Origin of the sequence: Paenibacillus sp. 1001270B_150601_E10 (assembly GCF_015558675.1) — a bacterium.
Lineage (GTDB): Bacteria > Bacillota > Bacilli > Paenibacillales > Paenibacillaceae > Paenibacillus_B.
Map to the genome: position 1 here is coordinate 1 of NZ_JADMOL010000006.1, position 23,523 is coordinate 23,523.

Consider the following 23,523-nt stretch of genomic DNA (forward strand, 5'->3'; position numbering starts at 1 on the left):
TCTGCTCACGAAGCTTTCATGGATGAACTGTCGCACTTAGCTTGACAATCCGTCAAATAAAAAAATGACCCCTGTATTGTTATGGATCGCTGTGGCAGGCCAAGAACATATTGGTTTGCTTCCGGATGACAAGAGCGAACTTTCCTAATCCCTAATTCAAAAAAATTCTCCATTACTTATCCTTTTACTAAAAGTGCCCTCTAGATTTTTGCATGCTTTGAGTTAACTTTTGTCGATAGACAAGAACTTATATGTTTGCCCTTTGAACTTGCGTGCCCCTAATTCATCATATAACAAAAGATGGCTTTTAATATCTGAGGATAATCCTTTGTTATTACCTTCCTTTTTGATAATTACTTGCATATTTCACTGACATTTCTGAAGTTTGCGATCAGATGGTGAACATGAATTATTATATTTAATCCCATTTCAAATAATTTGAGCTGCCGTTTTCACAGCAGCTCGATCTCAATCACTTATTCTCCTAGCTTTCCACTAAAATTTTTTACTTTTGAACAAGAAACTCCTGTAATCGCGGATAAACTGTGTGATGGTAATCGGTTGTCTTCCCAACATTATCTCTAATTCGGGAGTTACTCGCTTGGCCAATCCGAGTTTAGTTGTTGTATATATACCAATCAATACAATGACTTGAAAAATAAAGTCATATGCTGCCGCTGTTGTCATTCAACTAACGGGTCCCGTTAGCTCAATGATTTATCAGCTCCTATTTATTTGGAAATGCTATCGATCCCTTTAAATCGTCTTCTAAATACCCCTCACAATTTGAAGCTGAAAAAACTGTTCTTTCGTTATCCTCTTCTCTGTTCAATTTTTTACATTTATAAACTTCTATCGCTCCATTCGTGTATACATCCCTTGACATATCAATTATCCATACGATTTCCTTGCCGTTTGAATTGATGTTAGTTATTACTGGCCCACTGTCTATATTAGGTCCTACTATCATTAAGTAATCAGCTTTATGATCCAGAAATCTCTCATATAATGTATTCATTCTGCTCAAGGCAGTTTGATCGAATTTTCTAAGAAAACTTGTTTTATTCTTCAAATGGTAGCAAGAAATTTGACATTACCCTCTTCACTCCTATCGTAAGTGTTTGCGCAATATTAACATTCCCGATATTTCATTGCAACTAACTTTAATTAAGACACCATAGATTTTAAGCCTTCGTCTTTGCTCGATAAGCCGGCGTCTTCTCTCGGCTTCCACGTTAAACTATTCTTTTACGAAATTAATTACGCTCGGCACAGAAAAGAACATGTATCGAAACTCGTAATCGAAATATTAACGTCGCGAATCATGTACCTTTCTTTTAATGAACAATACAACCATCAAGAAACTGTTTTTGCAAAAGCATCGGCTTTTATTTTTTCTACCGGAAATCGAATTAAATATCGATCTTAGAATAAATAGAATATTTTTCGTAATATATCCTAGATACCACATTTTAGAGAGAGACCCTTTTCAAAGTGTCCCTCTTGAGCTTTATTTTTGCTTCATCTGCGCAAGTTTTCCATCGCTCATACCATAGATGATATCCGCAATGGTTGTAACTTTTTTGGAATGGGTAACGATGATAACGCATTTGCCTTCCTGATGGGCGAGCAAAGTGAAGATATCTAATATGGCTTCCTCAGTTGCACTATCGAGGTTGCCTGTCGGTTCGTCGGCGATGATAATATCGGGATTGTGCGAGATCGCTCGTGCGATTCCAACACGCTGCTGTTCACCGCCGGATAGTCTCAATATTTTTCTGTCCGCTGTTTCTCTATCGATGCCGACCTTTTCTAGTAAAGCATAAACATAGGATTTTTTATCCTTCTCGGGGCTCCCGCTAATGTTCATGGAGAGCACAATATTCTCAATGGCGGTTGCATTGGTAAGGAGATTGAAGCTCTGAAAGACAACTCCAATTCCTTTAGCCCTGTAATCGTCACGGTCGAGCTTTTTCAAGTCTTGATCGTTATACATAATAGCTCCATCGGTGCATACATCAAGCCCGGAAATTAGCGAAAGAAAAGTTGACTTGCCGGATCCGGACTTGCCAACGATCGTATGGACTTTCCCAAGCTCAAAGGAGGCATTAACTCCTTTGAGAACATTCTTTTTCGTACCTTCATATCTGTAAAATACATTATTAACTGTAAGTACGCTCATCGATATCACCTAATTCCTTTCCATGAGGATCTTGATTGGCTCATATTTTGTGATATTGCTGATAGAGACTAAGCCGGCAAATGAAGCCAGTAGAATGGAAATGGCTATTATCTGCAATATTGTAACAAGGTCAAGTGCAATTTCCATTTCGGACAACGGCTTTGCATTAGTCTGTGTTCCACCAAGCTGTGCACCGCCTAATTGCATTCCCCTGCTGCCCATCATCATATTTCCTCCATCAGCACCTTGCGATGTGCTTGACTGTGCTGCATCAGCTTGATTCTGCAGCAACATGTCGGATACAGGCTGTGCAGCAACAGTACCCACACCTAATCCGATCACAAGACAAAAACAGGTAATGATAAGAATTTCAAAACAGAGACCTAGTGCTACCTTCGCTTTTTTCATCCCCATTGCCCGAAGAACACCAATTTCATACTTGCGCTCTCTGATCGAGATCGAAGCAAGCAATAGTAAAATAATCGAGCCGAGAATGATGACAACGACCATAAATGTGATGGAAATGCTCTTTAATCCCTCAACAGGCCTTACTATTTTTTCATACGAGGCTGTGTCAGTATTCACATTGAAGAGATCAGAAAGCCCTTTCGCTCTAACCTCAGCTTCAAATGGCGCTAGCATTTCTGGGCTTTTAAGATAATAGGTTACATTTACATTAACTCCTGTTTCATCGGCCTTCCGTTGGGCAATTAATGTATTAAGTGTGGTCAGGACCTCGTTGCGCCTATTAAATCCTGCGGATTTAGGCATATTGTCATTTGCATATTCATCGGTCAAATCATTATAAACACCGACAACGGTTAATGGATACGTAACCTCTCGTTGTAAGCGAACAGTTCCCAGTCCACTTATGGACGCCGTGTATTCGATACCATCTACGGTTACTTTATCGCCTTCTTGAACATTGTCGGAATTCACATCGGAGGGGGCATCAACGCTCATATTAGCTGTAAAAGTGATTACATCGCCGAGGCTAATGTTGTTTAGATCACGAAGCTCGTCGCTAATCACACTTTCGCCGTCTGCTTCTGGCAATCTGCCGCTTTCAAGGCTTCGGAGTCCTTCGTTAAAGTCTTCCCAGCTATCACCCATTAGCTTGTAATTTCCGTTCATTCCAGGGTCTTTCATCATGCCGCCCTGACCGCCGATAGATGTGATGCCTGCCCCTGACGAAGATGTATCATTGTCATCTTGATCAATCGCCTGAATATCCGGGTTATTCGCTGAAATTGTACCTGTTGCAATACTTTGTTTGAGATATTCCGAATGAGCAAACTGCAAAAGCTGTTCCGAAGGAATCTCAGGCTTTTTGATCATCACTCTACCGTCTGTAGAGTTCTTTTGTGCCTCTTCCATGACCTTCTGCATATCGGGCGTGATATACACTTCCGAGGCAAAGCGCTCCTTGTAATCCTCAATTACTGCCGAAGAGGTATTGTTAATGATTAATGACACAACGGTAGTCAGTATGATGACGAAAATAATCGCGCCGATCATCAGGTTTCTACCTTTGTTTCGCACTAAATTTTTAAGTGCATTTTGTAAGATATACATGCTTAACAAACTCCTTTTGCACTTGTTATTTTTCAGGCTCCACATTTACAACTTCAAACTCATCAAAGAAATCATTCAACTCGTCGTCATCTGAAGCTTTAGATGGGAATAGCCGAGCCATATTACGATTGTCGGTTGGTTGATTAGCAGCAAGTCTGAAGTGAAGCATGCCGACAGTAAACAACACCGCTGTAAAGCCAAGAAAAGTAATGATATAGGTCAGAACTTGTGGGATAATCTCATGCCAGTAGTAATCGGTTGTTTGTTCCAATGTCGCGCCCTGTGTAACGGCATTGTCTAGCATTTCAAGCTGTGGAGGGATATACAGAATGAGCTGCCATATGCCCAGAGCAAGAATAATGCCGGATAGCATGAAGATAATGATGCTTGTAAGATTTTTTTTCACTATCATTTTTCCTCCTCATAGAATTCATATCGATATTTAAAAGGAAGAACCTTTAACCAACCTTAAATTAAAAAATGCAAGACAACAAAAAGCCCTCGGATCACGTTCCGAAGGCTGGACATCATGTATTATTCTCCTCTAACCTAATTCAAAAACAAAGGTCGTGCTATCTCCTTCAACGCTCGTGGCATAAATTTTCCCACCTGCATTTTCTATAATTGCTCTAGCGATGGATAGGCCAAGCCCATAACCTCCGTTATGGGCTCTTGAATCGTCTATACGATAAAAGCGATCAAATAGCTTCGGCAGATATTCTTTCGGAATGCCGTTTCCTGTATTTTTCACAGAAAAGAATACATGGTTACGGGATTTCTGCAGCGTAACATCAATATTGCCGTTTTCGTTCACATACTTTACAGCATTATCAAGCAGTATGATGACGACTTGCTTGATTTTATCGCTAACTCCGTTTGCTATAAGATCTGGCTCAATGTGCTGGGAGAGGGTTATCCCTTTTTCAAAAACAACAGCTTCCATCGCAAGTAACACATCGGTAACAACATTGCTGATATTGAAAGGGGTAAGCTCGTTGCTTACAGCTTCGCTGTCGGTTTTAGCCAGATACAATAGGTCGCTGACGAGCCTTCCCATTCGATCAGTCTCTGCGGTAATATAATGCAGCCATTTCTTCTGGCTTTCAATCGTTTCGGTTTTATTGGCGTATAAAGCCTCAGCATTGGCATGAATGACTGCGATCGGTGTCTTCAGTTCGTGCGAAGCGTCTGCGATAAACTGCTTTTGTTTCTCATAGGCAATTTCTACAGGTGTAATGGCACGCCGGGCAAAAAACAGGCTTATACCGAAAATCACAAATAGCATCACGATGGTGATGACGCCGAATGTGAGCAAAAGCTGCGAAAGTATGTTGTACGACTCCGTCACATCCATAAAATAAATCTGTTCAAGCGCGGCCGCTTGGGTAACACCGCTCTTTTCCTTGATAATAAGATTTGCATTCATGGAATTGATTTTAAAAAGCCAACGCTGGCCATCAATCGAGATTACAGCACTTTCTTTATTCGAAGAGGTGGCAAGCTTGGTTGCTTGTGCATAGGTTTCTTCTGATAAATCCAAATAGGAGTGAACATTTAGCAATGTGTTGTTCTTACCAACTAATACACTAAAAGTGGAAGCATAATCATTTGGTATTCTCCCGACAAATACCCTGCCGGTGTTATTGTTCTCATCTGATTTAATCAGCGAATTCATCTTAATCGGGGACATGGCGATATTGTTCAGCTTGATTTGGTTTTCATTCTGTATATTACTGTAGGTTATGATGTAAATGGAAGCGAAGGCAGAGATCATGACAACCGTAATGATTGTCATATTTAGGATCATAAATTTGTTCCGTAATCTCTTAAACATGCTTATCACCTTGTGATCTGAGAACATAGCCGACACCGCGCATCGTTTGGATCGAGGTCTCAGATTGAATATTACTTAATTTTTTTCGCAAAAATGAAATATAAACCTCCACGTTATTATCTTCAGCTTCACCGTCAAATCCCCACAGCTTTTCAATAATGGTGTTCTTGGATACAATCATGCCTCTCATGTGAATTAGCAGCTCTAACAGCTGGAATTCTTTCAATGTGAGCTTGTAGGATTTGCTACCGCAAATTAATTTGAGCGAATTGGGATTCATGTCAATGTCTCCGTAAGACAATGTACCATCCTGTAATAGCTCTCCCTTACGACGGCTAAGCGCACGGAGGCGGGCAAGCAGCTCCTCGGATTTAAATGGTTTGGCAATATAATCATCCGCCCCGCTATCTAACCCGTTTACGGTATCCTCCGTCTCACCCTTCGCCGTTAGAAGAACGACAGGAGCGGAAATGCCCTGTTTTCTGACTTCTTTAAGTATCGTTATACCGTCTATTTTAGGGAGCATAATATCTAGAATGATGAAGTCGTAAATCGCAGATATTGCACAATCTAACCCATATTCACCGTCATGAGCTAAATCGACGGTATAATGGTTCTTCTTAAGAACCTGTGCCACAGCTTCGGCCAGATGTATTTCATCTTCAACGATAAGTATTCTCACGCAGATACCTCCTTGTTCTTTTCTATCTTAACAACACAACCTTTAATTAACCTTAATTGCCTGGAATAGATTTTTACCAACAATTAATTTGAACAATAAAGAGTGGATAATTTCTTGAGACCACTGAAGAACTTGCGCTTTTTATATGATCGGTAAAATTCAATCCAAAAGAAGACATCTTTGCCTATATATTGGGTGAATGTCTTCTTGATTGCCGTCTTCTCGCCAGTCGTGATCACCGCTGCAGTTATGACGCGTTCCTCTGTCATGGCTCGATGCGTCTTGTATTCAAAGAAGGCAGAGTCTGCGGTGGCTACATACTTCCGATTTTTCTGCAAATAGATTCCTAGTAATAGAAAATGCCCGTATGCATTACATGCACTTAGATAAAATTTGATATGACTCTGAAGATTTAATCATCAACAACCTGGTTAACTGTTGATCGATTTACGAGATGTGACACATTCACTAAATCATGATAATTTGATGCGTCATCTCTTATTGTTTATTACAGTTAATCGTGCACAACATTCACTCGACCTGTAAGACCGGCAGCTTATTATGCATTATGTTCTTTGATTACATTGAGTTTATTGGAACGTGGGTACATGTCAGTCTCAAAATTGAATGAGAGCCCTACTTAAAAGAAATCATTCATGCCCTTCCCTCCAATAGTGAGGCGGTAATAAAAACGAAAAACACATCGTGTTCTTCATCTCAATTAAAGACAGTGTTTAGTTGCCTGCTCGAGATAGACGGTATACCAAATGCTAATTGCATTGATGTTAATGTTCAATGCACTTTCCCGCTGGAGCTGATCTTGCAGCGAACGTTCCCGCAGTTCGCCATGTTTACCGAAGACGAATCGCTCTGGCCAATGCGTATTACGTATCATGGATTTATTCAGGTATTCTTGATGCGCTAACCGAGTCAAATCTAATTATTGCAGATAGAATGATCCGTCCAAGCCTCTAGGGGAGTTCCTGCGAAGCTGTTATGAAGTGCCAACCACGGAAGCCCAGTACTGTCTCGTTTCCATGATAAACGAAAAGCTCGTACAGGCGGGATATTATGACTTCCCGGCACAGTACGAGCATCTACGTAAATTGCACAAATGCAATTGGACCGCCGTATACGGTGGTGTTAGAGATAGGATACTCAGTTAGTGTGTAGCCTCCTACTCGATTACGCAACTTTTAATTAATATTGTCTTTGACTATTGTTATATTTCACTATAAGGTTAAAGGTTACTTATTTTATTGATATAGTCTCAACCAGGTTACCTCTTCAATCTTCTATTGATCTTTCAAAAAGCTAGTAACCGCTTTTATAAGTGGCTCCATTTCTTGCGGATTTACCGATTTATTTTCAGACAAGCTCATAATCTGAACTAACACATTCTCATAGGCGAGCAAAGCGGTATCATACCTCTTTAAATAACCTATACTTGTCGTTGTATCTGTTTGTTGCGGCCAAAGTAACAAATCTTTACCTATATACTCATCGTTAAAGATAATATCTAGTAGTGTGTATCTAGAAGAATCGTCTGACTTATAAATTAACCTTTCTTGTGTAAGATTGCTATTCTGGTTTCCATCTACCGTTAAAATTTCACGTTTTCCAAATGAAAGTTCATTATCAATGGCGATCATACTTTTTTTATTACTCGTACTTTCAACCAATTGATACCCCGGGAGGTGCAGTGATTTATTCATTTTGGAAAACAAATCATTATATTCCTCATACGTAAAACTCTCAGCTGGGCTCTTTGTAGTTGATTCATGATTATTAGTACAAGCAGACAATACGAGCAACAGAATAATGACTAAGGAGTATAGTTGAAATTTCTTCATCTTAATGAGGTATCGCAGTCTCAGTATATACAATATTAGTCGTCTCCCCTGGAGCCCATCCAGATTCAGTAGTGTAATAGTTTCCGATATAGTTATTCGTGCCCTTTACGTATTTATCCCATGTAGCAGTCCCTGACTGATATCCGCCTATACGATATTTTTTAAACGAGGATTTAGTCCATGCTGGTACATTCATTGATTCATCTCCCGTCAAGATTAATATGAATATATTTCCATGTATAAATATATCATTAATCCTAATATTTACAATATATTATCACGCTGACTGAAACTGTCGTATTTGAGAGCGAGAACAAAGGTATTGCTGCAGATGAATCCCATAACATTCCAATCTTTGCAGGAATTCTGACCCTCAGTACCAATGTGCCGTGAAGAGCCACACGAGATGGTTAAGTCGATAATATGAGACAACAATACGTTGTCGCTTATGACGTGGACCATTTAGTACGTTAAATGAATCAAGCAATTACACAGCCGCTTAATAACATATATAAAAAAGCCGATAAACCGTTCAATAAAATGACAGGGTACCTATATGAGTTGTTGGATGTATCACGCGCTATTAAAAACGAAAATATGAAACTGAATTATTGTAAAAGTCCTTCATTCTCTTGTCTGTGACATAATCATCACCGGTTCCAGAAACGTTGCTTGGACATCGCAGCAATAAAAGCATCAGCAAATCCCGTTGGATCATGCTCAACAATGACACCCGGTTTACCTAAAATACCAAATGGCTGTAGCAAAGCTGCACCCTCACGTGTAGCACCAATAGGTTTATAATGATTGTACGCTTCCACGGCAAAAGTCTGCATTTTACGAACAATATATTCCGATTCAGACGTCCCTGCTACCACATATAACCCATCATACAATAGTGACGATCCTGTTAAAAAGCTGTCATCAACCTTCCATTCTGGGCCAGTACTACCTCTCACACTGCCTAACCTTTGATATACAATGACAGGCTGCAATCCGACATGTACAAATCTCTGAACCACATATTCCAGTTCTTCTCCATTAAAATCCCTTCCCAAAAGAATCCCCACACGCAGCGTATATGGAGTAAAAACGGTATTCATCATACTCAGTGCGGGCGAAGATTTGGTGACCTTCGATTCCTCGATATGAGGAACCTCTACCCCTAGCTCATTGGCCACCGCGGTTGCGAGCAACGTGCTAATATGCCCCAGCATATTCACCACCTGCTGTCTGACAGACACACGCTGAACCTTACCAAGCTCAAAGCTAAAGGCTTGAATGATGTGACTTTTCTCTACAGGTGTCATACTGTTCCAAAATAATCTTGCTTGGGAAAAATGATCATCAAAGCTTGGGGATGTCTTACGAATTTTCACGCCCTCAACGGTGGAAGGATACGTTACAAACCCACCCTGTGGACCAGGTACCGTATATGGCGTATTACCTGCCAAGGAATTTTGATGATAAGCAACCTGTCCTTTATTAATAACAATACGAGAGGCGCCATCACGTTGGTTATTGTGCACAGGACAAAGTGGACGATTGATCGGAAGCTCTTGATAATTGACACCTACACGTGCAAGCTGTGTATCTGTATAGGAAAAAAGTCGTCCCTGTAATAATGGATCATTGGAAAAATCGATGCCTCGCACAATATTCCCTGGATGTAATGCAATTTGCTCTGTTTCCGCAAAAGCGTTCGTTACATTATGATTTAACGTAATTTTACCGATTAGTCGTACAGGTACATCCTCTTCTGGCCAAAGTTTCGTCGGATCTAATATATCAAAATCGAACTTGAACTCATCCTCTTCCTCGATAACCTGAATACCAAGTTCAAACTCCGGATAATTCCCTGCCTCAATATTATTCCACAAATCTCGGCGATGGTAGTCCGGATCGATACCGCCTAATTTTTGCGCTTCATCCCAAATTAAGGAGTGTACGCCTAAAACCGGTTTCACCACAAATTTCACGAATCGGGATTTCATCTGCTGGTTAACAAACCTGAATGTATGTACTCCAAATCCCTCCATCATCCGAAAACTCCGTGGGATAGCACGATCAGACATAATCCACATCGCCATTGCAGCCGCTTCTTGGTTATTCGCAATAAAATCCCAGAACGTATCATGAGCAGTTTGCCCTTGTGGAAAATCTTTATCTGGTTCTGGCTTCAACGCATGTATTAAATCGGGAAATTTAATCGCATCTTGGATGAAAAAGATCGGAATGTTGACCCCAACCAAATCATAATTCCCATCCTCTGTATAGAATTTGATCGCAAAGCCACGAACATCACGGTTCGTTTCATTGGCTCCTTTAGAGCCTGCTACTTCAGAAAAACGAATAAACAATGGAGTTTCCACTGCTGGATCCTGTAAAAACTTTGCCATCGTTAAGCCGGAAAGCGATTGATACAGCTTAAATACTCCATGCGCCCCGCAACCTCTAGCATGCACAACCCGTTCGGGAATCCGTTCCCGATCAAAATGCGCGAGCTTCTCCCGCATTAAGAAATCTTCGATTAAGGTAGGACCACGCACACCTGCCTTTAAGGAATTATCCGCATTCGCAATCGTAACCCCTTCCCCCGAGGTCATTGGTTGATCCATGTTATCCCTGATAAATGGCTTCATCTGTTCTAGTTTTGCATTATCCTCTGGATTTTGACCCTTTTTCACGTAATCACCTCTTTTTTTATATGTATGGGGTATTTTGATGAAAAATGATTGACAAGAAAATGTACCCTATTAAATTTGATAAGTAGATGAGAATATCTTTATTACGGTTCAAGATCAGCTCCCTTCCTTGGAGTATATCCCTCTAGTCATAATTGCGTCTCAGATCAGCATAAAAATAGGATATTGGCGTTGGACTTGTGAACTTAGGAGGGGCTTTATGAAGGAGAACGACAGAGGGTCTGAACAAGATAGAGACAATCAACCAAGGCTTGATACGCATTCAAGTAATCGGATGACAAATCATAAGGACAATGGCTCGTCACCGTGGTCATCGGATAGACCTGCAGCCTATCATTCTCAGACGGTGGGTGACAGAGGTCCGGTATTGGAGCAGGACAGCCTTTTGCATGAAACGCTTCAAACATTTATCCATGAAAAAATCGTGGAAAGACCAGTGCACGTAAAAGGGTTCGGCGCGTTTGGAACATTTCAAACTTTGCATTCCATGACGCCTTACACAAAGCTTTCTTTTTTGCAGCATCCAGGGCAACAGGTCCCCGTTGCGGTAAGATTCTCACTTGCTGTCAGCAACCGAGGGACACCGGATACGTCCCGCAATGTGAGAGGTTTTGCCACGAAGTTCTATACGGAGAATGGCATATTTGACCTAATATGCAATCATATCCCCGTATTTTCCGTTCGTGATGCAATCCGCTTTCCTGAATCCATCAAGGCCTTCCTTCCCTCTCCTGTCAATAATCTATTGGACCCAGAACGCTTTTGGAGCTTTGTTGCAAGAGCCCCCGAATCCACACACTTTGTGGTCAGGCTTTACTCGGATGAAGGCACAGTTAAAAGTCTCCGCCACATTCCAGGGCACAGCGTTAATACGTATGTATGGAGAAATGCCCAGGGTGTTCGCCGCTATGTGAAATACCATTGGATGCCAGAGGCAGGACTGCAATATATTGATCGACACGAGTCTGCGCGGCTATCATGTGAGAATCCCGATTATGCAGGAAAAGATTTGTATGATACCCTTGCTGCAGGAAATACAGTAGGATATGGGCTTTATGTGCAGTTGATGAATCCTGAGGATGAACAGAAGCTTCCTTTCGATCCGCTTGATGACACTAAGATATGGGATGCAAGGCAATACCCGATGCAGCCTGTAGGAAGAATGGTGCTGAATCGCAATCCTGATCATTATATGGAGCAGGTAGAGAAGATTGCCTTCTCCCCTTCTAACTTATTGGAGGGCGCTGAATTATCAGACGATAAGATGCTCCAGGGGCGGGCTAATGTTTACTGGGATTCCCAGCGTCGGCGCATTGGGCCGGATTTTCGGAAGGTGCCGATCAATCAGCAACAGGATTGGACACCCGCTTCGCTTGTTACCAGTGGCAATGGAAGATTTGTGGAGGGACATCTTGAGCGTACGGATTTGTCTAAACCGGACGATTTTTCACAAGCCGGCCAGTTCTACCGCTCGCTGTCTCCTATCCAGCAAGAACATCTGGTAGATAACCTTGCTGTCGATCTTGCAGGAATTTCAGATGAAACGAGAGCGATCGTGCTGCGTTATCTTTACAATGCTTCGCCTGATCTAGGTGAGCGAACAGCACGACAAATTGGGAAGCACTCCTAAGTCTAATTACGTTCCCAAGATCATAACTTGGCATAAAAGGGATAAGGAGAGCCGGATCCATTGAATGGGTTCCAACTCTCCTTTCTTGTGATTAATTTTGTATTTACCATGACTGTGGATATTCCATTGGACTAACGTTCCTGGTTAGCTTAATCTGATGATCTGACCGTTATAATCCTAGCGCTATTTGGATGCAAACCTTTTAGCGAACATTACACACAATACGACACCAATGTTTACAACAAAGATGGGCCATCCAACTGACTCATGTAGAATAAGAGCTGAGAATAACAAGCCAAAGAATGGCTGGGGAAGTTGCAACTGTCCAACTCCTGCTATTCCCCCCCTTGCGTAAGGCCACGATACCAAAATACGAAGCCAATATACATACTAAAAAGCGAAATGTAAGCAAGACTTATGAACGAAGAAACGTGGATATCTCCCCAAGAGTGGGGCATGTAAAGAAATGAGAGTAACAACATTACAGGGAGCGATATGATCAACGCCCATGAGATAATTACTCTTCCAGAGATCAATACAAGGGAACTGATTTATCGATTAGCGAATCGTGGAGTTGATGTCTTCTCGACAGATGCACAATTCCTCCCCCATTTCCTTAAAAAACCTTCTGCGTCTCAGCATAATGCGTACTGAAGAGCATAATATTGAAGAAGGCATTAGCATCATAGCCGAAGAATTAGAACATGCTAAACAACAAGCAAATAGTGCCCCTACACCATTAAGTTGGATTTAAGCATTTTTGAATTGCACGTTTCAAGCTGCCAAACACACTATCAGAGCAATAAAAACAGCGGGAAAACAATCGATCCATATTTGGTTGTACTCGCATCCATCGTGTGGTTGTACTCGCATCCATCGTTACGTCTCCTCTCTATTGTTGCAGAATGAAACGAAAATTCCTTATAGAGATGGTAACGTTATGTTATGCAGAGTTATCACTCTTTTTTTTATTTCGATCCTTCCATAGTTTTACGATCAACAGAAATAGCGGAAGAATCACTCCCACACATGAAATGGATACGATCCAATCCGCAGAATTGAATTTAGCCTCATATACTGAATTTGGAAAAATGTCTACAGAAAGGATAACGAGGATGAATCCCATAGGCATCAGCACAGAACGTTCACTTTTCAATCTAGCGATATGTACAAGTCCAGATACTGAAGCGAAGAAATATAACGACAATTTCACAAAAGTGGTAATTAACCACATGATGGCCACCATTGCTTCTACCCGTTCAAGAAATCTCCCAACGCTAATTTTTCGAGCAAGATAGTACACTGGGAACTGTTTTAGAGAAGCTATGTTAGATCCTAGAACCAGTATCGTTAAGGTGATAACGATGACAGAGATCCCCCCACCAATGAGCACAGCTTTATAAAACCCTATGCTCCCCGATGTAGGATGCTTTAACGTTTTAGGAATAACTACTAGAAAGACTACCAACGGCATAAAAGAGAAACTCATTACCATTAGTATCGAATAGATCAAATTATTCGTCTCGAGTACCAAGAAAGGCTGAGCTTTATAAAAATCAATCTGAGGTGACAAAAACATAACGATCATAAGAAAGAACAAAATAAACAACGGAAATAGCAACTCCACCATGCGTGCAAATGTATTAAAGCCGCTTCGGATTGCGGTAATGACAAGGATAGCAAACAAAAAATTGAGAAATGAAATGGGTGTTTCCGGCATAATTACCGTAGTAATAAAATTCCCCACATCGTACAACACCATGGCTGACTCAAGAAAGAAAAAGACAACAATAAGAAGTGATACCATTCTACCTATCCAATTTCCTAATATCGATTCGCATAACTCAAATATGGTAGCTCCTGGTGCAGCCGAGTTTATTCGATTATACAGTAGCACTAGTAGTAACCCGGGTCCAATGGCAATCAGTGGCGCAAGCCATGCATCCTGCTTTAAATTGGCAGCTAAAGCCGCCGGCATGATCAAAATAGATGTACCTACAGTATACAAAGTAACTAAAATTTGGAATTGGCGTACACTGATTTGGGTAGGTTGTAGCATTCGGAAATTCACTCCATTTCTTGGATATCATGTTATTGGAGCATGCGTATAATATCACTGAGTGGTTTGAACAACCAGCTAATCATATATAACGGGGTAGAAGTATAAAGCTTAAAAATCTTTGCTAGTCCCAACACAATAGCTATGGTCAGTAGTATCAAAAACATTGCGATATCTTTTTTATTCCTTTGTTTTCTTAGAGTGGGCATATCTATCCAATATAGAATAACCGCCACGACTAAAATGCCAATCACTTTGCTCGTCATCGTGTACGCCTCATTCTTTTATTTTTTGAAGGAATGATCCATCCGTTTTACCGGTATTACGCAACTTTACCGAAGCTTTGACCGTTACGGGGATCGAACCCAATCTTTCCCCCCAATTGTCCTTGTATTTCTCCCAAGTATTTGGGCTGGCTCGGTTAATGTACATTCCAAATCCGACAAAATCGGTGTTTAATTGGATAACTTTTTGAAGTGTCTTCTCTACTTTATCTTCGATAGCCTCAGCAGTGAGAGTCTGCAATTGGTTTATCGTCCTTAGGTTGGTTAAATCAACACGACGGCACTGAACTTCACCAACATTTCCTTCTGCTTCAACTTTAATGTTTAATTGAAGAGACTGATCCTTATGATTTACTTGAACATGACTTTTTGTTCGAATAAGCTCAATTGACAGCTCACCATCTTCCTCAGGGCATGGAACTGCTATAACCGTAGCTCTTGATCTTCCTGTTAAGTAGTTATAACCTTTACTCTCATCATCATTTAGCCATCCAACCATCTTGTCTCCATGAAAAACGGCTATCCCCTCATATTTCAACTTTGTATAGGGATCCGTGGTTTCTAAATTCTCCTTCTTTCCCGCTAATTCCTTATCTCCGATAAACATAATACCAGTAATTGCAGGGGACTTCCCTTCTGTAACTAGATCCGATACCAAATCATCAATTGTATACGTTTCCGTTGCTGCATAAGAACGACTTGACATCTCAAGTGACGTGAAGAGCTTTTCAGCAGGAATTTTTTCGATTGTTGACAGCCCGCTCAGTATTTCCTTCGCCGTACTGTTTCTGGCAATGGCAATATAATAATCCACACGTAATTCATGATCACGGAATAGAAATTCAGCTGCGTTTGCAATGCCATCTGTTTTAGCGGTCTCTTCTCCAATAACGAATAATCTTAAATGCGAAAAATAAATTTTTCGAGCTGCTACCTTAGTCATTTTTCGTACAGCTTCGAATACAGTCTCACCGGTTTCAGAATACACCGTTACCGGGGGATAGCCACCTCCTTTTTTCTCAGTAATTTCACTGGGATCAACGACTTGTACCGAAACAAGGTACCCTCCATCAACCTTATCAACCCCCATTCCCGCGGCGATAAGTAAATCGTTCATTTCCCTCCTGTTCCAACAGCCGGTCAAGACAAGAAGCACACAAATGGACATGAGGATACTCTGGATACTTTTAGCCACCAACCTGTCTCCTTATCTCCTTTTAAATTTTTTGCCAATTGATTCAGATTGCATCCTAAGTCCGACCTTAGGTAATCGAAATAAACTATCTTTCTGATCTTCTAAGTTGAAGGGGGCGAAAGGCGACATATACGGCATACCGAACGATTTAAGACTACACAAATGGATGAGAATCAATCCAATTCCGATAAAGATCCCGTATAGACCTACAGCTGCGGCAAGTGCCATTAAAGGGAACCTTAGTATTCTTACTGCGATGCCAAAACTATAGGATGGCAATGCAAAAGAAGAAATAGCTGTAATTGCCACAACGATGACCATGCCTGGGGATATAAGTCCAGCTTCCACTGCCGCTTGTCCAATAACAAGTGCACCGACAATTGAAACCGTCTGTCCAATTGCTCTAGGCATTCGCACTCCTGCTTCCCTCAAGATCTCAAATGTCGTTTCCATAATCAGCGCTTCAATAAAAGCTGGGAAGGGAACTCCTTCTCTACCCGCTGCTATGCTGAAGATTAACGGTGCAGGAAGCATTTCTTGATGAAAGGTAGTGATTGCGATATAAATCGATGGCCCAGTTAAAGCTATAGTAAAGCACAGAGCTCGGAGCAATCGAAGCAAGCCGAAGTCAGCGCGTTGGTAGTAGTCCTCCGCTGCCTGAAAATAATGAATAAACAGTGCTGGAGCTAGCAATACAAACGGAGTACCATCAACCAGAATTGCCACCCGCCCTTCCATAAGTCCAGCGGCAATGACATCTGGCCTCTCGGTATTGTACATCGTCGGAAAAGGAGTAAGGGTTCTGTCCTCGATCAACTCCTCTATATTACCGCTCTCCAAAATACCGTTAATTTGGATATCATCCAATCTTCGGTTAACTTCATCTACAACCTGCTCTTCAGCGATCCCATTAATATACATAATGGATACGTTGGTCTGCGAAACTGTTCCTATAGTCTTGGTAAGCAGCCACAAATTTGGGTTTTTAATCTTTCGCCTAATAAGCGCTGTATTGGTTCTTAAATTTTCTGTAAATGCATCACGAGGTCCGCGTACAACGGCTTGATCTTCCGGTGCCTCTACACCTCGCCCTTCCCAACCAACAGTCCCAGCAGCAATTCCAAGGTTGCAATGATCGATAAGTATGACCGTATCTCCCTTTAAGAGTGAAGACAGAAGATCCTTAAACGAAGTCAGTTCATTAATTTCTGCAATAGAAACTGCTTGATTTTTTATTGTCATGTAGAGACCTTTAGCATCATAGTCCACTTGATTATTATCGATTAAATCCGTACTTGTCAGTGTGCGAATAATAAAGTCTTGTATCATCGTCGTATCTGCTAATCCATCGATAAACAGAACCGCTGCACACTGCTCAGACCCTTGTGCTCCCAAAATAAATTTTCTCGTAATGAGATCCGTGCTATTTCCTAAAGAATCCATAACAAATTTCAGGTTTTCTCCAAGATCTTGTGAGAATAATTCACTTTGATTCGAGGAACCGGAATGATCTGAGTTGCTGATAGCCTTATTTTCTGTCTTCTGTTTCCTAAATCTACTTGTGAATCGTATCAAGAATATCTCTCCTGTTTTTTTACTTTTCAGTATTCCCTTTACAATTAAAACTATGTGAGGCTACTGCAATGTCTAATAAGTACATAATAAAAGGAGCTACTCATCGGTAGCTCCTTTTATTAACTCACTTTTTTTGAATTGATCAAGATTTCCCCATTGCTTACGAAGGTGATGCATACAATGAATCCAGTAGTTGGCGTGGATATTACCAAGAGAGAAAGTCAAGCTCAGGCGTCCATAAGCTCATCTATATTAACTGTAGACTCGACTTGATGATGACACCAAGATATGGGATGCAAGGCAATTCCCGATGCAGCCTGTAGGTAATTAACTGTTTTCTCCTATGATTATTAACTAGTTAAGTAAGAAGCATCTGCCCATAGTTATTTAAATACTCCTTAAACCGCTTATAAACCTCCTGAGCTGTTTTTACTCGTGGAGGAATGTCTTGTACTAGGAACTTAAAATAATTCATGCCCGCTACCGTAATCTCATATAATCAACGTCCTCCTCCACTCGTTCTACTCCTATATACTAATTCGCTATTCTTCCAAGCAAGCTGATATTAAAGAAATAATCCAATGCAAAATAGGATACAACGAGTAGGAGACATGTTCCAATGACTGTGAAAATCGGTCCTATCAAATACAACCACTTATTTTTTTGCATAATACCAACAATTAGGAGCGTTGTTACGCCAATAACACCTCCTAATATGATGCAAAACCAAACACATATTGCGACCATCCAGCCTATAAAAACGGCCCACCCTGCAGATCCATCCATTTCTAACACCTCTTAGTTTAACTAACAGGTCTGGTTGATCGTCTTTACGTATATTGATTTATCATGATTGAAAATTCATGAATATGTCCCTCGAATATCTCTCTTTAATTTCCGTGTAGATGCCTTTTTTAACTGTGCTTCCTGTAAAATCTTCTGGATCAGTTCCATCGAGATTGAATTTACCAGCCTTCATACGCCATTCGCTCTCTACCTTTAAACGTTTGATATTCACCAATAGGTTCAATGACTGTAAGATCAGAAGCATCCTCTTCTGGCCCTTTCAATACCTTCACTACCTTTTTCCTGACGTCATGACTGATTGGAACCTTAAAGTTAAGTTTGTTTCATTTGCCCTAGATCCGTTCTATAATCCCCTCTATTTCTACCAAGCTGACGGTCAATGTCGGAATAGATCCGATAATGCGCCAACCCGTAAACGATCCCCCAGTATGACGAGCAAGCAAAATACGACTGTGCTGTTCCATATCGTCATTCGTACTAGCGTGCGTTTAATCATACCGGGGGTCTGCTCTCCTTTTATTTAGCGGATTTGATGTATTGATTCACTTGCTGCTCCAATATCGGAAATGGCATATTACCGTTTTGGAGAAGAACGGAATGAAATGCCTTGATATCGAAGCGATCCCCGAGTTCGCTTACCGCCTTCTCTCGAAGGGATTGGAATTGCTCCGATCCGATCGCGTAGTTTCCTTTTTGTCCTGGATAGGCAATGACACTGTCGATAAAAGCATCGCTCCCCGTTCCGATGATACTCACCAGATACTCATTAGCTTGTTCTCTTGTCCACTTCAGCCCATGGATACCCGTATCTAACACTGTACCTATGCAAAGGTCCGCCAAACGGATTAGTACCGTGTTCTGATCAAGCAAGCCCTTCTCCGCGGATAAGCTTTCCATATAGACCGCCCATCCCTCTACGTATCCATGCGTCATCGTTATTTTGCGGATTAATGGAATGGTTGGTTGATCATATTGAATCGAAAATTGAAAGTGATGTCCCGGAATCCCCTCATGCAACGCAAGCATTTTAACCAGTTCTTCGGGGGTAGGGTATTCGAGCGGAATGACAAATCTCCCGCTCCTATCACCATCTATAGATAAGGGTAAATACATTCCACCTGCCGTTGCCATAAGAGCCGAATACGGCCGCACGTCCACGGGATGGTCCTGGATAAGCTCCTGTTCAAACCAATCAGACAAGTAGGGCGTGGCATCCGACAGACTGCTATTTATTGCTTGCAGCAATTCATCTCCGGTTAGGAATCTGGTTGCAGATGTAGTCTGTGCTTGACCCGAAGCCCCGCTTCTTAGCTCCTTCACGATCTCTTCTGCCTTGCGTTTAGCGATCTCGTGCATTTCTTGAGGACTGAGATCCGTACCCGTAGTAAGTTTGAGCCTAGCAGAATAATACTCACTGCCGCCCGGCTGACTCCAGATTCCTTGGCTCACAGGTGCTTGCTGCATAAGATCGTTCTTGATCACATCGGCAAGTTTGCCGTAAGAAGCCAGAACATGATCGGTTAGGGTTTGCGCTAATGCTTTTTTCAGCTTCTCCTCTTCGGAGGAATCAAGTTTTAACTCGGTTAATTTCTCTGTATATAAACTGTACAAAATCGTTTCTTCCGGTTTCGTATTCCGCAAATTGCTGTAACTCGTTAGCATTTCCTTAAGAAATTCAGAAGCAGGGACAATACCTTTCTCCCGTCTGTCTTGAATTCTATCTATGACATGCGCGACTTTATCCGAAAACCCGTTCAGCGCAACGATATAATTCTTTGCATCTGTTTGATTGCGAATCGGATAGTTGTTCGCGAAAAACGCCGGAAAAGTGGATAGGGAAAGGTAATCATTCGTGTCCAGATCCGAATATTTATATACTTGCTGCTCCGCGCTTAGGTTCCATTTGAGGATATCGTAGGTGAGTTTGTCTTCCGGGGAAAGTTTGGCAGCATCATAGTCATTCAATTTTTTAAGATAACCATTTCTCCTATCGTTTAATTGTTCGTAATCGACATCCGACAGGTCCGTAAGCTTAGTGGGTTCCCATCGAATTCCCTCCACATTTTCCAAGCCAAAATAAAGCTGTTTCTCAGGGTCATCCTTAAGCGTATCAAACGCCATCTTCTGAATCAATGCGTCAAAACTCTCTGATTGATGTTGGGTCTGCCATAACAAAGCGCCTGCCATCAGCAATACGAGAAGTCCCACAACCAATAAGAAGGCCAGACGATTTTTCTTAGATACCTGTGGTAAAAGGTTCATAGCTTATATCCCCTTTATTTGTGATTTAGCCAAACCACTTACGATTTGTTTCCGAAGATAATGGACATAGAACTCCACGATGCCAATACCCGGTTCCGAATCGAGTCCCTAAATTCGTTAATAGATTGCTCGATATGTTTCGGTTTATGAACACCGTTCTCGATTGACTTTTAATACGTTTTAACTTGTAATACGTTTCAAACGTAAGTAATGAACCTAAACTAAGACCATATATCGCATAATCATCGTTCAAAACGACCGTCTTTCTCATCTATACTCACCTTGATGTAACATCTTTGTGTTATCAAAACGCTTATTTTTAACAATGCAAATCGGAAATATCCTAATATTCTTGTCAAAAACGGTAATATCACTAGGTTCTTGTCATTCGATATCTAAATCGGCATACCAGCAGCGGCCAGCTGTGCGGCGAAGTTTTACTAACATGTGGGGTGTTTCTGGCCGATAAAAAACAAAATAGCCCTTAAGTTGATGAAATGATGTGGGCCATCTGACGCTTACTATGAAGTTACTTATTGTCTTTCAACAATCCTAAAACGAAAGAGAGGGATTGACCCCTCTCTTTTTGATGCGCTTTAACCTTATAATACTATTTGATAAGACGAGCATTTACCCAATCGGCATGGTCACTGTTAATACCATCCCCACCATCAGTTACAATAAGTTTTAGCTCATTCTTTCCAGAAAGATTAACGTTTACCTCTTTTGGCTCTACATCATTATGCATAACACCACTAGAGAATACAACTTGATTGTCTACAACAACTTGGAACTCCACAGAACCTATAGTACCTACCTCATTATCTACCCCAACTAGCGCGGCAAATGATGTGTATTGCCCATTAAGTTGGTAGACAATTTCACTGTTAGCATGTGTGCCCAAACCTTTGGTATAGGTCTTGTTATTTAATGTAAGTGTATTTCCTTCTACACTAAGATCTTTATGGATTGTTCCCCAACCTGTTGTGGCAGACAACCAATCTATATCGCTGAGATACGTTGTAACAGGTTGTGGTGCTTCAAAGATATTAATCTCACTTGCAGACGCATAACCATTTGTTCCACCACCTTGAGGTACTTCAAGTCGAACATATTTAGCAAGAGTAGGTGTGAACGTTACGGTCTTTTCTGTGTTGTCCTTTACCCAAGTGCCTGTTGCAATCTCAGTGAATGTAACCCCATCAAGACTAGTTAGGATTTTATAATTTGTAATAATACCATTATCTCCACCAGTTTGTCGTGGTAGATAGGTTAGTTTGGAGAATGTAGATGGATTTGCGTATTTTGCTGTAATATTATATGGGAACTGATTTTGCTTATTCCATTCACTGTGCCAGATACTATTTGTATTCCCATCAAACGCATTTACTGCGGCATCATAAGCGCTTGAAGTCTCTTGGCTATTTGCTGTTACCCCAATGATACCTTTTACCTTATCCATTCCATCAGTCGGTTTAATGATGTTATAATCTGACCCATACCAAATTGGCGCAGTTAGAAGAGGTATATTCAATGAATTAATCTTGTTTCGTGTTTCAGTTGTTGCAGACAAACCCCATTTATCAAAGAAAGGCGTCAAGTCATATTGAGCTACTTTTGAAGTGTTTAGAATAAATGCCTGTTTTTTCTGATCATCCGTAGTTGGCAGATCATTATTTGCCATCTCACGATATAATCGATGTAACTCTGGGTAGAAGTTATCCCCAAAAGCAAGATTAAGTTGCCACAACATTTCTAATTTTGAATTAGAGTCTGAAAAATTCTTGGTTGGCTGATCTACAAACGTAAAAGCAGCTAAGTACTCGCCTTGTGATCTTGCAGGCTCAGTAGGTTTAAGAACCTTCTTAGCAGCTAGAGAATATAGATTTACTGTCACCTCAGTCATCTCACTCCAAGTCCAAGGCCCTTGTTGTCTCAAATGACCTGCCTCATGATACTGCCCCCAACCCATTCTTGTAAGATCTAAAGCATCGGCATTTGCTCCAGTACTTGTAGGCATAATTGCCCCATCCCAACTTGCATATGCATACGCTCCGCCTGTGTATGTTGGTTGTTCAATAAAGCCAATCAAATGCTTATCTAACCGATGCCTAGGATCAGGATCAGAATTTGATAGTCCAGAAATTTCATCCTGTGCTCCAATAAACGTATCATAAGTCTGTAATACAGGAACGGGGTCTTGATTCAAGATATGATTTTGAGCAGAAGCATATGTGAAGACTAAGAGTGCTTTTTCTGATTGAAGAACAACAGAAGGTGCATTAGGATAAGCAGTCATCATTGCCTGCCAATCCGCTTTTGTATTTTTGCCTAATACAAAGAATGGAACAGGACTTCCCCCACTCACTACATTTACATTAATACTACCTTCATTGTTGCTGTTATCAAAAGACAACAAACCGCCATTGGGTGAGGAAATTGTGTTTATACCTGGTTGTAATGGATAACTAATCGCCCACTCGTTATCATGACGATGTGTTCCAATAATCGCTGAAATTGGTTTGTCACCTGAGACATCAATCACAATTTGTTCATTAGCTGCTGCATATAGACCTGTTGGCTGATATATTTTTCGAGCATCTGCATATCCCGCAGCTCTACGCTCTCGCGCACCTTCCGCCCATATATTACCAAGGGCTTTTACTTCAAAATTTCGCTGAACAACAAGATTTCTTTGCTGTGTAGTGGTGGCCGCCTCTGAATCTTGGGCTAATACCCCAGATGGTGAGACAGTTACAACAACTGCAGTTACTAACATTAGAGATAAAACCTGAAGTGACTTCTTAAGTAGGTTTCTCATCAAATCCTCCTAAAATAAATTGAATTTATGCATAGCAAGCATTTAAATGCTTGCATATC

At 41.1% G+C, this 23,523-nt stretch carries 15 protein-coding genes and 2 pseudogenes; 1 reads left to right on the plus strand and 16 read right to left on the minus strand.

Annotated elements, in window-relative coordinates; translation table 11 throughout:
- Positions 1 to 727: 727 nt before the first annotated feature.
- From I2H74_RS14690 to I2H74_RS14730, 9 genes and pseudogenes are all read right to left on the minus strand, one after another.
- Positions 728 to 970 (minus strand): hypothetical protein, encoded by a 243-nt coding sequence (locus I2H74_RS14690; RefSeq protein ID WP_324254080.1) that lies wholly within the window; start codon positions 968 to 970, stop codon positions 728 to 730.
- Positions 971 to 1,510: 540 nt separating this feature from the next.
- Positions 1,511 to 2,182, minus strand: coding sequence for an ABC transporter ATP-binding protein (locus tag I2H74_RS14695; RefSeq protein ID WP_195574915.1), 672 nt, complete (start codon positions 2,180 to 2,182; stop codon positions 1,511 to 1,513).
- A 9-nt stretch (positions 2,183 to 2,191) separates the two neighbouring features.
- Complete coding sequence (locus tag I2H74_RS14700; protein WP_195574917.1) at positions 2,192 to 3,757, minus strand: ABC transporter permease; 1,566 nt, start codon at positions 3,755 to 3,757, stop codon at positions 2,192 to 2,194.
- 25 nt (positions 3,758 to 3,782) lie between these two features.
- Positions 3,783 to 4,163 carry a hypothetical protein gene (locus I2H74_RS14705; protein WP_195574918.1) on the minus strand — a complete coding sequence of 127 codons (381 nt, stop codon included), beginning with the start codon at positions 4,161 to 4,163 and terminating at the stop codon, positions 3,783 to 3,785.
- A 138-nt stretch (positions 4,164 to 4,301) separates the two neighbouring features.
- On the minus strand, positions 4,302 to 5,591 hold the full coding sequence (locus I2H74_RS14710; protein ID WP_195574920.1) for a sensor histidine kinase: 1,290 nt from the start codon (positions 5,589 to 5,591) through the stop codon (positions 4,302 to 4,304).
- Entirely contained in the window at positions 5,584 to 6,273 is a 690-nt protein-coding gene (locus I2H74_RS14715; RefSeq protein ID WP_195574922.1) for a response regulator transcription factor, read from the minus strand. Before I2H74_RS14715 ends, I2H74_RS14710 begins: the two co-directional genes overlap by 8 nt.
- A 733-nt stretch (positions 6,274 to 7,006) precedes the next feature.
- Positions 7,007 to 7,189: pseudogene (locus I2H74_RS14720) on the minus strand (Tn3 family transposase); the annotation flags it as partial.
- A 379-nt stretch (positions 7,190 to 7,568) separates the two neighbouring features.
- Complete coding sequence (locus I2H74_RS14725) at positions 7,569 to 8,126, minus strand: hypothetical protein (RefSeq protein WP_195574923.1); 558 nt, start codon at positions 8,124 to 8,126, stop codon at positions 7,569 to 7,571.
- A gap of 650 nt (positions 8,127 to 8,776) precedes the next feature.
- Complete coding sequence (locus tag I2H74_RS14730) at positions 8,777 to 10,768, minus strand: catalase (RefSeq protein ID WP_195575247.1); 1,992 nt, start codon at positions 10,766 to 10,768, stop codon at positions 8,777 to 8,779.
- Between the two features lie 337 nt (positions 10,769 to 11,105).
- Between I2H74_RS14730 and I2H74_RS14735 the strand changes: the two genes are divergently transcribed.
- On the plus strand, positions 11,106 to 12,461 hold the full coding sequence (locus I2H74_RS14735) for a catalase (protein WP_195575248.1): 1,356 nt from the start codon (positions 11,106 to 11,108) through the stop codon (positions 12,459 to 12,461).
- Between the two features lie 183 nt (positions 12,462 to 12,644).
- On the opposite strand, the pseudogene I2H74_RS25170 reads toward I2H74_RS14735, so the two are convergent.
- The 7 genes and pseudogenes from I2H74_RS25170 to I2H74_RS14765 form a co-directional block, all read right to left on the minus strand.
- Positions 12,645 to 12,979, minus strand: a pseudogene (locus tag I2H74_RS25170) (EamA family transporter); the annotation flags it as partial.
- A 425-nt stretch (positions 12,980 to 13,404) separates the two neighbouring features.
- Complete coding sequence (locus I2H74_RS14740) at positions 13,405 to 14,520, minus strand: GerAB/ArcD/ProY family transporter (RefSeq protein WP_195574925.1); 1,116 nt, start codon at positions 14,518 to 14,520, stop codon at positions 13,405 to 13,407.
- A gap of 32 nt (positions 14,521 to 14,552) precedes the next feature.
- On the minus strand, positions 14,553 to 14,786 hold the full coding sequence (locus tag I2H74_RS14745) for a hypothetical protein (protein WP_195574927.1): 234 nt from the start codon (positions 14,784 to 14,786) through the stop codon (positions 14,553 to 14,555).
- Positions 14,787 to 14,796: 10 nt separating this feature from the next.
- Positions 14,797 to 15,999, minus strand: a complete 1,203-nt coding sequence (locus I2H74_RS14750) for a Ger(x)C family spore germination protein (protein WP_324254081.1) — start codon at positions 15,997 to 15,999, stop codon at positions 14,797 to 14,799.
- A gap of 12 nt (positions 16,000 to 16,011) precedes the next feature.
- Positions 16,012 to 17,571 (minus strand): spore germination protein, encoded by a 1,560-nt coding sequence (locus I2H74_RS14755; protein ID WP_420707451.1) that lies wholly within the window; start codon positions 17,569 to 17,571, stop codon positions 16,012 to 16,014.
- A 1,326-nt stretch (positions 17,572 to 18,897) separates the two neighbouring features.
- Positions 18,898 to 20,643 (minus strand): DUF885 domain-containing protein, encoded by a 1,746-nt coding sequence (locus I2H74_RS14760; protein WP_195574929.1) that lies wholly within the window; start codon positions 20,641 to 20,643, stop codon positions 18,898 to 18,900.
- Between the two features lie 610 nt (positions 20,644 to 21,253).
- A complete protein-coding gene (locus I2H74_RS14765; protein WP_195574930.1) occupies positions 21,254 to 23,464 on the minus strand; it encodes an NPCBM/NEW2 domain-containing protein in 2,211 nt (736 codons plus the stop codon).
- Positions 23,465 to 23,523: the final 59 nt, after the last annotated feature.